Below are 14,594 nucleotides of genomic sequence, written 5' to 3' on the forward strand. Positions count from 1 at the left end.
CCTTACATTTTCATTTCATTGGGGGTAGTGCGCAAGTGAGCATCTCTTTATGGATGTTAAACGATTGCGCTGGATGTAAGTTTAAGTCGCAGATCTTTTTAATGGTAATGAAGTAACTGTTTGAGATCTCAATTTATTTGTAGACTTGTTTGAGGGATTCATCAGTAAGCAAGAGGTTGTACAGTCTGTGTTCAACCTTGTCATATTTGTGAAAGGGACTGCAAGAAGAAGGCTAAAGTCACTCGCTTTTCAGGCGGTAATCGCGATAATGAAAGCATTAAAAAACGCATTACAAGGTTTAGTTTATGCACATTCATATCTTGGGTATCTGTGGCACATTTATGGGCGGCGCAGCGATTCTAGCGCGCCAATTAGGACATAAAGTCACTGGTTCTGATGCCAACGTTTATCCGCCAATGAGCACACTGCTTGAGTCTCAAGGTATTGAAATTATTGAAGGCTTTGACCCGTCTCAACTCGACCCCCAACCAGATCTTGTGGTGATTGGTAACGCGATGAGCCGTGGCAACCCGTGTGTCGAGCATGTGCTCAACACTAACATGCGTTACACCTCTGGCCCGCAGTGGCTCAACGAGTTTTTGCTGCATGATCGTTGGGTATTGGCGGTATCGGGTACACATGGGAAAACGACCACGTCGAGCATGCTTGCTTGGATACTTGAAGATTGTGGTTATCAACCGGGTTTCTTAGTCGGTGGGGTACTCGGTAACTTCGGAGTGTCTGCTCGTTTGGGTGAAAGTATGTTTTTTGTCGTTGAAGCGGACGAATATGACAGTGCTTTTTTCGATAAGCGTTCTAAGTTTGTGCATTACCATCCTCGCACTTTAATCATGAACAATCTTGAGTTTGATCATGCTGATATCTTCGATGATCTAGAAGCGATCAAGCGCCAATTCCATCATTTAGTGCGAACTGTACCGGGCAATGGATTGATCTTAGCGCCGAGAAAAGATCAGGCGTTAGCGGATGTATTAGAGCGTGGCTGCTGGACTGAAAAACAGTTCTCTGGTGAGAATGGTGACTGGCAAGCGCACAAATTAGTGCTTGATGGCTCAAAATTTGACGTTGCGTTGCAAGGCGAGAAGGTTGGTACCGTCGAATGGAATTTGGTGGGTGACCACAATGTGGATAATGCGCTGATGGCAATCGCTGCTGCACGACATGTTGGAGTCACTCCGGATCTTGCTTGCCAAGCATTAGGGCGTTTCATCAATACCAAGCGCCGTTTAGAGCTGAAAGGTGAAGAACAAGGTGTGACGGTTTACGATGATTTTGCGCATCACCCAACGGCAATTGAACTTACTGTCGGTGGTTTGCGTAACAAGGTAGGTGAAAAACGCATCCTAGCTGTGTTAGAGCCGCGTTCTGCCACCATGAAGCGTGGCGTACACAAAAACACACTTGCAGAGTCACTACACAGTGCAGATGAAGTCTTCTTGTTCCAGCCAGATAATATCGAGTGGTCTGTGCAAGACATTGCCGACCAATGCACACAGCCAGCGTTTGTCGATGCGGATATAGATAACTTTGTAGCCAAGATCGTCGAACGTGCGCGACCAGGTGACCAAATTCTAGTCATGAGCAACGGTGGCTTTGGTGGTATTCACGGAAAACTTCTTGAGCAGTTAAAACAAAAAGCCTGATTGATATGCAAAACAAAACACAACCCTCTCATAAAAAAGCCATCACGTTGGCATTAACGGGTGCTTCTGGTGCTCCCTACGGCCTTCGTCTTTTAGAATGCTTGGTTGCGGCGGATTATCATGTCTACGTTCTGATTTCTTCGGCGGCTCGTGTTGTGATGGCAACCGAGCATAATCTTAAGCTACCAAGTGGCCCAGAAGCGGCGCAGCAAGCATTGGTAGAGCACCTGAACTGCAATCGAAATAACATCACCGTTTGCGGTAAAGATGACTGGTTCTCACCGGTTGCGTCTGGTTCTGCTGCACCAAAGCAAATGGTGGTTTGCCCATGTTCTGCGGGAAGCGTTGCAGCGATTGCGCATGGTATGTCAGATAACTTGATCGAGCGGGCCGCTGATGTGGTAATGAAAGAGCGCGGGCAGCTGTTGCTCGTGGTTCGCGAAACACCATTTTCAACGCTACATCTGGAGAACATGCACAAACTGTCGCAAATGGGCGTCACCATCATGCCAGCAGCTCCAGGCTTCTATCATCAGCCAAAGAGTATTGAAGACTTAGTGGATTTTATGGTGGCGAGAATTCTTGACCACTTAGGTATTGAGCAAGGTTTGGTGCCTCGTTGGGGTTATGACCAGCGCTCGTGAGCTGATTGTGTAACCACTCAAATACCTTTACAATCCATCCAACTCATCGGGGAGCAAACCCATTTAGCATTGAGTCAATCAATGCATTGGGGCGCTGAGACCTAAGTGTTTAACTAGGGACCCGTATTACCTGAACCAGATAATGCTGGCGTAGGAATTGAGTCTGGATATTGGAAGTCCTTAATAGCCGCCTCAAACCCTGTGCCGCTCAACTTATTTCTCTGAAATACTCATGGAGAGCGAGCAGTGAAACCCACTCTAAATCTGATTGCCCTAGCTGCAATCACCTCTACTTCAGCGTTTGCCGCTGAAAACACATTAACCATCTATACCTACGACTCTTTTGCCGCAGATTGGGGGCCGGGTCCTAAAATCGAGCAAGCTTTTGAAGCAAAATGTGGCTGTGACGTTAACTTCGTAGCGTTGGACGATGGTGTGTCGATTCTGAATCGTCTTCGTCTTGAAGGCGGTAATAGCAAAGCGGACATCGTATTAGGTTTGGATAACAATCTGATGGCAGAAGCGAAGAAAACCGATCTGCTTGCCGAGCACAATGTGGATACGGCTAACACAGTGTTACCAAACGGTTGGAGTGACACGACGTTTGTACCGTACGATTACGGCTACTTCGCGTTTGTGTACAACAAAGAGAAACTGGCTAATCCGCCGAAAAGCATGAAAGAGCTGGTGGAAACGCGCGACGATCTGAAAGTGATTTACCAAGATCCGCGGACTTCAACGCCGGGCCAAGGCTTAATGCTATGGATGAAATCTATTTATGGCGACGATGTGACGCAAGCGTGGCAGAAGCTAGCGAGCAAAACCGTAACGGTCACGAAAGGTTGGTCTGAGGCGTATTCTATGTTCCTCAATGGTGAGTCCGATTTAGTGCTTTCTTACACCACTTCACCTGCGTACCACTTAATTGCGGAAAACGATTCGAAGTTTGCTACGGCGAATTTTGCTGAAGGCCACTACATGCAAGTTGAAGTAGCCGCCAAAGTGAAAGGGGCAAAAAATTCAGAACTTGCTGATCAATTTATGAGTTTCATTTTAAGTGATGAGTTCCAATCGGCGATGCCAACGGGTAACTGGATGTACCCAGTCACTGACGTTGAGTTACCTAAAGGTTTTGAAACTTTGAGTGTTCCAAGCAAGTCGTTGAGCTTTAGTGCTGATGAAGTGGCAAAAATGCGTAAGTCTTGGATTCGCGAATGGCAAAGCGCATTGACGTTTTAGCTGACGTTTCCATCCTCATCTGAATGAGATAGGTTTTACCTTTGAATTCTGTTCCAAAAATAGGTTTAGGGGTCGCGATGATCATCGCGACCTTTGTTATTTCTGCCCTAGGTGCTTTGATTGTTCAAGCCCCTTCACTTGATGTGTCTGTGGTATGGGGCGACCCGTACTATCAACATGTCACCAAGTTCAGTTTCTACCAAGCGTTTCTTTCCACATTGCTCAGTGTTGGCTTTGCCATTCCAGTAGCGCACGCACTTTCGCGTCGCCAATTTATTGGCAAATCATTACTGCTTAAGCTGTTTGCATCGACACTGGTTTTGCCGGTTTTGGTTGGTGTTTTTGGGCTGTTAGCGATTTATGGCAACAGTGGTTTGTTGGCGCAGTGGTTGCAAAGTTTCGACACTAAACTGCCATTCTCTATTTACGGTTTGAACGGCATTTTACTCGCCCATGTGTTCTTTAATTTACCTTACGCGGCACGATTGCTTCTGCAAGCCTTGGAGTCTATTCCTGCCGAGCAGCATAAGCTTTGCGCGCATCTTGGGATGAGCCATTGGGATAAGTTTCGCTGGGTAGAATGGCCGCGTTTAAGGCAGCAGCTTCCCCACGTTTGTGGGTTGGTGTTTATGTTGTGCTTTACCAGTTTTGCCACTGTAATGGCGTTGGGGGGCGGGCCAAAATCCACCACCATTGAATTGGCCATTTACCAAGCGATTAAGTTTGATTTTGATTTACAAGCTGGGGCGTTATTGGCGCTGTGGCAGATGCTGTTATGTGGACTGCTTGCTATTGGAGTGCAGAAGTTAACAAGGCCTGTTTCTATCAGTGCTGGAAGCACATCGGTACAGCAATATTTAACGAAGGATCATGGGTGGTCAAAAGCTTGGGATAGCTTTTGGATCATAGGTGCCTTTTTACTGGTAATACCGCCGTTATTGATGGTGTTACTGAGTGGCATCAACCAACAAGTTTGGACAGTATTAACCGATGAGCGTTTTTGGTCTGCGCTATTGAACTCCCTCAAAGTCGCCTGTGTCGCTAGCGCGCTTGCGGTCGCTGCAGGGGTGTCCATACTATTGACCAGTCGCCGTTGGCGGTTGCAGTACAAAAACACGCGAGCCGATCAGATTGAGTTAATCGGCACCGTTATTTTGGTGACTCCAGGTCTGGTGATCAGCACCGGTTTATTCTTACTACTGCGCGCATTTACCGATGTTTTTAGCTTGGCATTTTTTGTCGTGATTTTGGTGAACGGTTTGATGGCTTTGCCTTACGTGATCAAAACGCTAGCGCAGCCAATGCTGCACATTGAACAACAGTATCAGTATGTATGTGCCAGCTTAGGCATGCGTGGCTGGCAACGGTTTAAAGTGGTGGAGTGGCAGGCGCTACGCAAGCCGTTTGCACATGCGTTTGCGATCAGCTTTATGTTTGCGATTGGCGATTTAAGTGCTATTGCGTTGTTTGGCGGACAAGAGTTCCGCACTTTACCTCTGTATTTATTCCAGCTGCTTGGCAGCTATCAGATGGACGCGGCTGCGGTGGTATCGGTGACCCTATTGTTGTTGAGTGTGGGCTGTTTTGCCTTGATTGAGAAAGTATTGAAAACGAAGGAGAGATCGTAATGTTAGTGTTGGATGATGTGCAGTACACCTACCAACGTGAACTGTTTCGTTTTGACTTAACGATTGAGCAAGGACAGATTGTGTCGCTGATGGGACCAAGTGGGGCAGGGAAGTCAACCTTGCTGGCGTTGGTGGCAGGATTTATCCATCCTGACCGTGGTGATATTTGTGTTGATGGTGAGTCCATTGTGCGTAAAGAGCCTTATCTGCGTCCGTTCTCTATGTTGTTCCAAGAGCACAATTTGTTTGCTCACTTATCGGTGCGTGACAACATCGGTTTGGGCTTACACCCAGGGCTAAAGCTTACGGTGGACCAAAATCGTCAGATTGAACAAGCCGCGCAGCAAGTTGGTGTTGCAGAGTACCTCGACCGTTTGCCAGAGCATCTTTCTGGTGGCCAGCGTCAACGTGTTGCCTTAGCGCGTTGTTTTGTTCAGCCTCATCCCATGTGGCTATTGGATGAGCCGTTTTCGGCGCTTGATCCGGTGTTGCGTGAAGAGATGCTGAGCTTGGTAAAAAAACTCGCAGCAGAGCGGGGAATAACTGTATTGATGGTCACGCACCATTTAAGCGATGCCAAAGCGATTGCCAGCCACTTTGTGTTTGTGGCAGATGGTAAAGTGGAAGCCGCGGGTGATATGTCTGCATTGAGTGAACAGCATGCTAGTGAGAAGCTTGCGGCATTTATCCGAGCAGCATGCTAGTGCCTGATAGTTGCTAGGTTATGCTTCTCCGCAACACAAACCATGCCGAGGGCCAAATTCAAATTGAGATCTTAAGCTCATGATATGGTCAATCATTGCTTGTACACGCCGTGGGCGGTTTGCTCCAGGACGATAGACTAAATAAATAGGCATTGGTACCGTGTGCCATTGCGGTAACACTCTGACTAAGGTGCCACTTTCTAGCTCTTGCGTCATGTTCTGCACAGGTAAGTTAGCGATGCCTAGTCCTTTAAGTGCGCCTTTCAATATTGCTTCTACAGTTGTACTTGAGAAGTTACTGGTTATTGAAACATTGACGGTATTATCGTGTGAGATCAGCGTCCAAGGCCCTATTTCTGAAACATATTGATACCTCAAACAGTTGTGTTTTGTCAGGTCTTCTGGCGTTTCAGGTACGCCGAACTCAGCTAAATACTCAGGGCTAGCAGCCAGAACTCGAGTGGTATAGCCTAATTTTTTTGCGATCAATCGATCATCAACTATCTGACCGACTCGAATTGCCATATCAAAGCCGTGTGAAAAGAGATCAACAAAATCGTTCGATGCTTCTAACGCAATTTGTACTTTTGGCCATTGTTTTAAAAATGGCAAAAAGATGTGTTCCGCCATATACGCATCCAACGCTGGTGGCGCGGAAATACGCAGCCGGCCTTGGATCTGTTGTTCCATCTCCTGTACGTCATGGCCAATTGAGTGGAATTCCTCAACTAAGCTTGCAGCACGCTCTAAAACCATTTGGCCAGCTTCGGTGATCACTAACTTTCGGGTTGTGCGCTCTAGGAGTTTGGCTTCAAAGTGTTGTTCGAGTTTGGTTATGGCTTTACTAACAGTAGATTTCGGTAGGTTTAACTCCAGCGCGCACTTGGTTAAGCTCAGTAGTCGACAGCTTGTGACAAAGATAGAAAGCGTTCTAAAGTCAATTGTTTCTAAATTGCGAACAATCACTTTCAATTATCCATATTGTTTCAATATTAATCTGATTATAGTCTGGCACCTCATCCTTAGCCATCAAGTTATTGTCATTTGAGGTAAACAACATGTCCAACTCTGTAGACTTATTTTCTCCTATCGAACTCGGTCAATTAGCATTAGATAACCGTGCCATTATGGCGCCTTTAACGCGAGCTCGTGCTGGCGCAGACCATATTCCTAATGACCTTATGGTTGAATACTACGCTCAACGTGCGAGTGCCGGACTTATCATTGCTGAATGCACCATGGTGATGGAAGGTACGTCTGCTTTCATGGCAGAGCCGGGTATTTACAACGAAGAGCAAATCGCAGCTTGGAAAAAGGTAACGGATGCGGTTCATGAGAGAGGCGGTAAGATTGTACTGCAAATTTGGCATGCGGGACGAGCTTGTCATCCTGATCTGAATGAAGGAAAAACACCTGTAGCGGCGAGCGCATTGGCCATTCGTGATGAATTAGTCCATACCCCTTCGGGTAAGCAAGCATATACGGTACCACGAGCACTCGAAGTGGATGAGATAGCTTCCATTGTTGCGGCGTTTAAACAAGGTGCAGAAAACGCCAAGAAAGCAGGCTTTGATGGGGTCGAGATACATGGCGCCAATGGTTATCTTATTGATAACTTCCTTCGTGACGGTTCAAATTTACGTACCGATGAATACGGTGGTTCGGTTGAAAATCGTGCTCGATTTTTACTTGAGATAGTGAAAGAAGTCGTTGAGGTGTGGGGACCTGGAAGAGTCGGTCTACGTACATCTCCGCTAAATGGATTTAATGACATGAAAGACAGTGATCCAGTTGGCTTGGTGCGTTACTTAGCAGAGCAACTTAATTCTTTCGATCTTGCTTATTGGCACGTGATGCGTGCGGATCTGAAAGGCGTACAAAAAGCAGATGTTCTCAAGCCAGCACGCGAAAACTATCAAGGTCACTTAATGGCGAACGTGGGCTACAGTGCACAAGAAGCGGCAACAGCAATTGCAGAAAACAAAGTTGATGTGGTCGCATTTGGCGTTCCCTTTATCGCAAACCCAGATTTAGTCGAGCGATTTAAGAAAAATGCACCTCTTAATGAGGCGAAACCAGAACACTTTTATTTGGGTGGAGCAGAAGGTTATACCGATTACCCAGTGATGGCATAACCCTTACTTGTTTAATATAAAAAGGACGCTAATGTTAGCGTCCTTTTTCGTTTTTGTATTTACTTAGCCTTGCGGTTTTACGACCATCACATTGATTGGAGAATATTCCACAACCTTACTCGCGACGGAGCCAAGCATTACTTTATTGATTTTAGAGCGCTTGTGACTTGGCATAATGATGAGATCAGCGCCTAAGCGTTCTGCATAATCAAGAATGGTCGCGTAGGCCTTGCCTTCAGCAACATGCACTTGGTAAACCACATCTTCAGCAATATGCTCATTAGCGAAAGTTTTTAGTTGCTGCTTCACGTCTTGCTTCATTTTGGCCGCAGCATCTTTCGGAAAGTATGTGGCAACCATCGACATGTGAATACCAGGTAGTACCGTCAGAAGATGGATTTGAGCATTTGCTTGCTTTGCCTGCCAAACCGCTAGTTCAACCGCTCGGTCTGAAAAGCCTTGGTCATTTAGATCAACCGGAACAAGAATTTGTTTGTACATTCAATGTCTCTCATTAAGGCCCCTTTATCCTCGGGGCCAAATCGGTTATGCGCTCAATTGTTCCTTACGAGCACGACGTTTTTGGTTCATTGCAAGCACCAGCAAAATCATTAAGCATGGTACAAACACCCACTCTTTCATCGGACGGTCTGCATCCTGGATAACCCACTTGATTTCCCAATCAAAGTCGATACCTGCGGACTCTGCTGGACTACCAAATTCAACCATATCGACAATCATTTTGTTGTCACTTTCGGTCAGCATCAGACCCATAGATGAAATACGTGCGTCTGCTGTTGTCGCACTGTCTTCGAATGGAAGACGAACCGTTTTCTCAATGTAGTCGCCCTCAAGGTTTTCACCGGCAACACGTAACTCCAATGATTCTCCTACATTTAGTGTTTCCGTGATTTGAGCTACCTCAACGCCAGGAGAAAGAACTTTCGCTGGGTACAGCATGTCCCACCAAAAACCTGGACGGAAAAACGAAAACGTCAGTACTAATAATAGGACTGTTTCCCACCACTTGTTACGCGTGAACCACCACCCTTGAGTTGCCGCAGAGAAAATCAGCATTGCAATGATCGATGAGATGACCGTGAGTGCCAAATGCCACCAAGAGTCGATCCCCATTAACAATAGCTGGGTATTGAACACAAACATGAACGGCAAAATAGCGGTTCGAATATCGTAAGTAAAACCTTGGATACCAGTACGAATTGGATCTGATTTCGCAATTGCTGCTGCTGCAAAAGCCGCAAGGCCTACAGGTGGGGTATCGTCGGCCAAAATACCAAAGTAGAAAACGAACAAGTGCACCGCTATCAACGGAATAATCAAGCCATGCGCCGCGCCGAGCGTAACAATAACCGGCGCCATTAGCGTAGAGACCACGATGTAGTTCGCCGTGGTTGGCAGACCCATCCCCAGAACCAAGCTAATGATGGCGGTAAACAGCAGCATAAGAATGATGCTGCCACCAGAGATAAACTCGACGAAGTCGGTCATCACTAGGCCGATACCCGTTAGTGTAACAACACCAACAACGGTGCCCGCTGCCGCGGTTGCAACGCCGATACCAATCATATTGCGCGCACCAGAAACTAAGCTCTCGGCAAGATCGACAAAGCCATCTTTGGTTTGCTGAAGCATGTCACCTTGCTTTGACAGCAGTGCAATCAACGGACGTTGAGTCAGCAAAATGAAAATCATGAACACCGTTGCCCAGAATGCCGAAAGGCCAGGTGAGAAACGTTCGACAGTCAAACACCAAACCAATACGACGATAGGGAGTAGGTAGTGCAAGCCTGACTTAACGGTTGGGCCAGGATCAGGTACTTCTGTTAATTCTGCATCAATCTCAATTGCGCCATCTTGCACGTGATTTGCTGAGACTTTCACCAACCCAACGTACGCGATTAATAGTGCGACGGTAACAATTGGTGTCGCGGCATCACCAAAGACGTCCTTTGTCCAACCCACTCCGTAGTAAACCAATGCGCTGATCACACACAATCCTAAGATTGTGCCAGTAAAGGACAGCAGACTTTGTACGAGTGTTGGGTTGTGGCGACGAGGAAGCCCTGTCATGCCTGCTTTACACGCTTCAAGGTGAACAATGTAAATTAAAGCAATATAAGAGATTAGCGCTGGAAGTAGGGCGGCTTTAATCACCTCAACGTAGGAGATACCGACGTATTCCACCATCAAAAATGCTGCTGCACCCATGATTGGCGGTGTTAACTGACCATTGGTTGAAGCCGCTACCTCTACCGCACCCGCTTTTGTGCCGGGAAAGCCAACACGCTTCATCAGTGGAATCGTAAAGGTGCCAGTTGTTACTACGTTTGCGATTGAAGAACCAGAAACCAGACCAGATAAACCTGATGCAACAACGGCCGCTTTAGCTGGACCACCTTTCATATGGCCAAGTAACGAGAAGGCAACTTTAATGAAGTAAGCACCAGCACCAGCGCGTTCCAGCATTGCTCCAAACAATACAAACAAGAAGACAAAAGAGGTAGAAACACCTAGCGCAACCCCAAATACGCCTTCTGTTGTTAGCCACAAGTGAGACATGGCCTTGTTCAAGCTTGCCCCTTTGTGCGCGATAACGTCAGGCATGTAAGGGCCTGCAAAGGTGTAAGTAAGGAAAACAGCAGCCACGACCATTAATGGTGGACCAAGAGCTCGGCGTGTTGCTTCTAAAAGGAGGATCATACCGATAACAGCAACAACGATATCAACCGTTGTCGGTGCGCCTGAGCGTCCTGCTAGCTCGGTATAAAAAAGGTATATATAGGCTGCTGAAAAGCTGCCAGCCAACGCGAGTATCCAATCAACAAGAGGGATATGATCGCGAGGAGAATTCTTCATCGCTGGATAAGCAGTGAAAGCCAAAAAGATCGCGAAAGTAAGGTGGATAGATCGCGCTTCCGTGTCGTTCAGTACGCCAAAATTGAAAATAAATGGTAACGGGGATGCGTACCATAATTGAAATAGTGACCAACACAGAGGAACAAACCAAAGGATTCGTCCTTGCATTCCTGAAGGGCTACGTGCACCTGTGTCTGCCTGAGCCACCATTTCTTGCACATCTTGTGACGGAGCTTGATTCGTCGCCATGTACTTTTTCCTTATTATTGATGGTCCTGTCTGATTTTTATCGAGAACCACACTTCGCCTCTATCAGTGTAGTGAATGGAGCGAAGTTTGCTTTCGAGTATTTTGCTGCCTGAACTCAAAGTGTTGATTGTTGGATACTCTGTTAGGCGGCGTTTAAGTTTTCTTGGGTATGAGCTCGCAGTTTTCAGAAGAAAACTGGCGAATGAAGCATACAGTTAGAACGTGCTACAACCTGTATGCTCAAACAGGCAGAAAATATTCTTTCCTGCCTGTATGTAGAGTCTGAGGAAATTACTTAATTAGACCCATTTCTTTGTAGTATTTTTCTGCACCTGGGTGAAGAGGAATAGAAAGACCAGCTTTCACCATGTCTTCTTTCTTCAAGTTTGCGAATGCAGGGTGTAGACGTTTGAAGGTATCAAAGTTTTCAAACACAGCTTTTGCCACGTTGTAAGCGACATCGTCTGAAACATCAGAGGTCGTTACCATTGTTGCTGCAACACCAAAGCTGTTTACGTCTTTGTCTGTACCGCGGTACATACCAGCCGGTACTGAGCTAAAGGCGTAGTATGGGTTGTCGGCAACAATTTTATCGATTTTAGGGCCTGTTGCTGAAACTAGCTTCGCATCACATGATGTGGTTGCTTCTTTGATTGAACCGTTCGGGTGGCCGACCATGTAAATGAAGGCGTCAATTTTGTTATCGCAAAGTGCCTGAGAGCGTTCAGAGCCTTTTAGCTCAGACGCCAGTTTGAAGCTGTCGTTTGTCCAACCCATCGCTTCCATGACAACGCCCATCGTTGCACGGTCACCAGAGCCTGGGTTACCGATGTTTACGCGCTTACCTTTCAGGTCTTCAACGTTTTCAATACCTGAATCTGCACGCGCAATGATGTTGAAAGGTTCTGTATGAAGAGAGAACATTGCGCGTAGCTTTTTGTACGGGCCTTGTTCTTCAAACTTGCTCGTACCGTTGTAGCCGTGGTACTGCCAATCCGATTGCACGATACCAAAATCTAATTCGCCTGCACGGATAGTGTTAACGTTGTAAATTGAGCCACCAGTCGATTCTACTGAACAACGGATGTTGTGGTCTTTACGACCTTTATTTACCAACTTACAGATAGCACCACCAGTTGGGTAGTAAACACCTGTCACAGAGCCAGTACCGATGGTAATAAACTCTTGAGCGTTAACTGCGCCTGCGCCCATTACGGCTGCAGCGATAGCGCCTACTTTGAGAAGTTTGTTAAATGCCATGAATTTCCCTTCCTTATATTCATTATTTACCCGGAAATAACCATAAATCACTTCTGGAGTTTCCTATTTGGAAACGGCACCTTTTTCAATCCAATCGTTTGAAAAAGCGAGCGAATCATAACAAAAAATTGGCAGAAAATTATCCAATTGTTAAATGTTATAGTTGATAAGTCTGAATTTTGTATCAGGGGATAGGATTCAATTTATGATTTAATTCTTTTTATAACAATTACTTAATTAACGTTTAGTGACTGAAATGAAAAAGATCAATTGCGTGATGTTAATCACAAAATAGGTGGTTAAAGAATGAGCGGAGTAAGCAAGAAATTTACATAAATTATGGGCTACAAAATGAGACTTCTTTTATAACCCACAATGAGTTAGCTGATTGAAGCTTTATAGAACTTAACCAGTATATTCGAACAGCTCGCACACTGATTTGAAGAGTTGCTCAGTCGTAATTGCCATGGTTGGCGTAATGAAAATGGTATCGTCACCTGCGACAACACCAAGAATACCTTCGGATTTACCGAGTGAATCAAGCAAGCGAGCAATCAACTGTGCTGCACCTGGGCCGGTGTGAATTACCACTAACGCTGCATTACGATCGATGTCTAGTACCAGTTCACGCAGAGAGCTGCTGACTGTTGGGACACCTAGCTCAGCAGGAAGACAGTAAACCATTTCCATTTTTGCATTGCGCGTACGGACGGCGCCAAATTTAGTCAGCATACGTGAGACTTTAGATTGGTTGATACTCTCAAACCCTTGCTGTTTGAGTGCGTCAACAATCTCGCCCTGTGAGCCAAAGCTTTCTTCTTTTAACAGGGCTTTAAAGGCGCGAACTAAGTTGTCTTGTTTTTCTGAATTGCGCATAGTCATTACAAATCTCTTATTACGGGTCAGCAATTTTGCATATTCTCGCATATATATTCAGGCGGTGCCAAAGAGTCCCAGGATTATGTTAGATACGTCACTGTAAACTATATACCACATAGAATTCTTTAGCGCGCTGAAGTAGGGCTGTATCTGTTTTCTTGAATTCCTTGTCATTTCAACAGAATAAAAGAATAATCCAAGCCCCATTTGTAGCACGGTAACAGCGAGTTGCGCGAGGTCGCAAAGCTAGCGTTAATTGATTGTAATCAAGTTGTGATTCCGATAGCTTTATTTAAGTTGGTTACAAACTACCCTACGAATACGTTTATAAGAGAAATACTCTCAAGGAGAACTACATGAAAGTAGCCGTTATTGGTGCCGCAGGTGGCATCGGTCAAGCCCTGGCCCTTCTACTTAAGAACCGTCTTCCTGCTGGTTCTGATCTAGCCCTATATGATATTGCTCCAGTAACTCCTGGTGTGGCCGCTGATCTTAGCCACATCCCTACGCCAGTTTCTATCAAAGGTTACGCTGGTGAAGATCCTACTCCAGCACTAGAAGGCGCGGATGTTGTGCTAATTTCTGCTGGTGTTGCGCGTAAGCCAGGTATGGATCGTGCGGATCTATTTAATGTAAACGCTGGTATCGTTAAATCGCTAGCGGAGAAGATTGCGGTTGTTTGTCCGAAAGCTTGTGTTGGTATCATCACAAACCCTGTAAATACAACAGTGCCAATTGCTGCTGAAGTTCTTAAAAAAGCGGGTGTTTATGATAAGCGTCGTCTATTTGGTGTAACAACGTTGGATGTTATCCGTTCAGAAACGTTTGTTGCTGAGCTAAAAGACAAAGATCCAGGTGACGTTCGCGTGCCAGTTATTGGTGGTCACTCTGGCGTAACGATCTTACCTCTACTGTCTCAAGTAGAAGGTGTTGAGTTTACAGCTGAAGAAGTAGAAGCATTAACGAAACGTATTCAAAATGCAGGTACTGAAGTTGTAGAAGCGAAAGCGGGTGGTGGTAGTGCAACACTATCAATGGGCCAAGCTGCATGTCGCTTTGGTCTGTCTCTGGTTCGTGCTCTTCAAGGTGAAGAAGGCGTAGTTGAGTGCGCTTACGTTGAAGGCGACGGCGAACACGCGACTTACTTCGCGCAACCTGTGAAACTGGGTAAAGAAGGCGTTGAAGAAGTACTAAACTACGGCAAACTCAGCGATTACGAAAAGTCTGCATTAGACGGTATGCTAGAAACACTAAATGGCGACATCAACATTGGTGTTGAATTCGCAAAGTAATCTAGAAAGCCTATATAAGAAGA

Annotated in this window: 12 protein-coding genes and 1 riboswitch; of the genes, 7 read left to right on the forward strand and 5 right to left on the reverse strand. The window is 45.9% G+C overall.

Annotated features, from left to right (window positions below; translation table 11 throughout):
- Positions 1–305: 305 nt before the first annotated feature.
- The 5 genes from mpl to thiQ all read left to right on the forward strand — a co-directional run bounded on the left by mpl (position 306) and on the right by thiQ (position 5,879).
- Complete coding sequence (gene mpl, locus R7041_RS09640; protein ID WP_033906021.1) at positions 306–1,664, forward strand: UDP-N-acetylmuramate:L-alanyl-gamma-D-glutamyl-meso-diaminopimelate ligase; 1,359 nt, start codon at positions 306–308, stop codon at positions 1,662–1,664.
- Between the two features lie 5 nt (positions 1,665–1,669).
- The gene (locus R7041_RS09645; RefSeq protein WP_005379640.1) at positions 1,670–2,308 is read left to right on the forward strand and encodes a flavin prenyltransferase UbiX; all 639 of its coding nucleotides are present in this window, start codon (positions 1,670–1,672) and stop codon (positions 2,306–2,308) included.
- A 37-nt stretch (positions 2,309–2,345) separates the two neighbouring features.
- Positions 2,346–2,482, forward strand: a riboswitch (TPP riboswitch).
- 72 nt (positions 2,483–2,554) lie between these two features.
- Positions 2,555–3,547: a thiamine ABC transporter substrate binding subunit gene (gene thiB, locus R7041_RS09650; protein WP_005379642.1), complete on the forward strand. Its 993-nt coding sequence runs from the start codon at positions 2,555–2,557 to the stop codon at positions 3,545–3,547.
- Positions 3,548–3,588: 41 nt separating this feature from the next.
- The gene (gene thiP / locus R7041_RS09655; RefSeq protein ID WP_081048910.1) at positions 3,589–5,175 is read left to right on the forward strand and encodes a thiamine/thiamine pyrophosphate ABC transporter permease ThiP; all 1,587 of its coding nucleotides are present in this window, start codon (positions 3,589–3,591) and stop codon (positions 5,173–5,175) included.
- Positions 5,175–5,879, forward strand: coding sequence for a thiamine ABC transporter ATP-binding protein (gene thiQ, locus R7041_RS09660; protein ID WP_005379648.1), 705 nt, complete (start codon positions 5,175–5,177; stop codon positions 5,877–5,879). The genes thiP and thiQ overlap by 1 nt, the downstream gene beginning before the upstream one ends.
- A gap of 18 nt (positions 5,880–5,897) precedes the next feature.
- Here thiQ and R7041_RS09665 read toward each other — a convergent pair whose 3' ends face one another.
- Positions 5,898–6,845, reverse strand: coding sequence for a LysR family transcriptional regulator (locus R7041_RS09665; protein ID WP_005379650.1), 948 nt, complete (start codon positions 6,843–6,845; stop codon positions 5,898–5,900).
- A 92-nt stretch (positions 6,846–6,937) separates the two neighbouring features.
- On the opposite strand from R7041_RS09665, the gene R7041_RS09670 reads away from it, so the two are divergent.
- A complete protein-coding gene (locus tag R7041_RS09670; protein WP_025768366.1) occupies positions 6,938–8,014 on the forward strand; it encodes an alkene reductase in 1,077 nt (358 codons plus the stop codon).
- Between the two features lie 63 nt (positions 8,015–8,077).
- On the opposite strand, the gene R7041_RS09675 is transcribed toward R7041_RS09670, so the two are convergent.
- From R7041_RS09675 to argR, 4 genes are all read right to left on the reverse strand, one after another.
- The gene (locus R7041_RS09675) at positions 8,078–8,515 is read right to left on the reverse strand and encodes a universal stress protein (protein WP_005379654.1); all 438 of its coding nucleotides are present in this window, start codon (positions 8,513–8,515) and stop codon (positions 8,078–8,080) included.
- Positions 8,516–8,560: 45 nt separating this feature from the next.
- Positions 8,561–11,140, reverse strand: coding sequence for a TRAP transporter permease (locus R7041_RS09680; RefSeq protein WP_005383099.1), 2,580 nt, complete (start codon positions 11,138–11,140; stop codon positions 8,561–8,563).
- A gap of 291 nt (positions 11,141–11,431) precedes the next feature.
- On the reverse strand, positions 11,432–12,400 hold the full coding sequence (locus R7041_RS09685) for a TAXI family TRAP transporter solute-binding subunit (protein ID WP_005379657.1): 969 nt from the start codon (positions 12,398–12,400) through the stop codon (positions 11,432–11,434).
- Positions 12,401–12,805: 405 nt separating this feature from the next.
- A complete protein-coding gene (argR, locus tag R7041_RS09690) occupies positions 12,806–13,276 on the reverse strand; it encodes a transcriptional regulator ArgR (protein WP_005379659.1) in 471 nt (156 codons plus the stop codon).
- Between the two features lie 359 nt (positions 13,277–13,635).
- Here argR and mdh point away from each other — a divergent pair, with 359 nt between their 5' ends.
- On the forward strand, positions 13,636–14,571 hold the full coding sequence (gene mdh / locus R7041_RS09695; RefSeq protein WP_064368962.1) for a malate dehydrogenase: 936 nt from the start codon (positions 13,636–13,638) through the stop codon (positions 14,569–14,571).
- The last annotated feature ends 23 nt before the right edge of the window (positions 14,572–14,594 follow it).

It is taken from the genome of Vibrio sp. 1751, assembly GCF_033339895.1.
In the GTDB taxonomy this organism is placed as follows: domain Bacteria; phylum Pseudomonadota; class Gammaproteobacteria; order Enterobacterales; family Vibrionaceae; genus Vibrio; species Vibrio alginolyticus.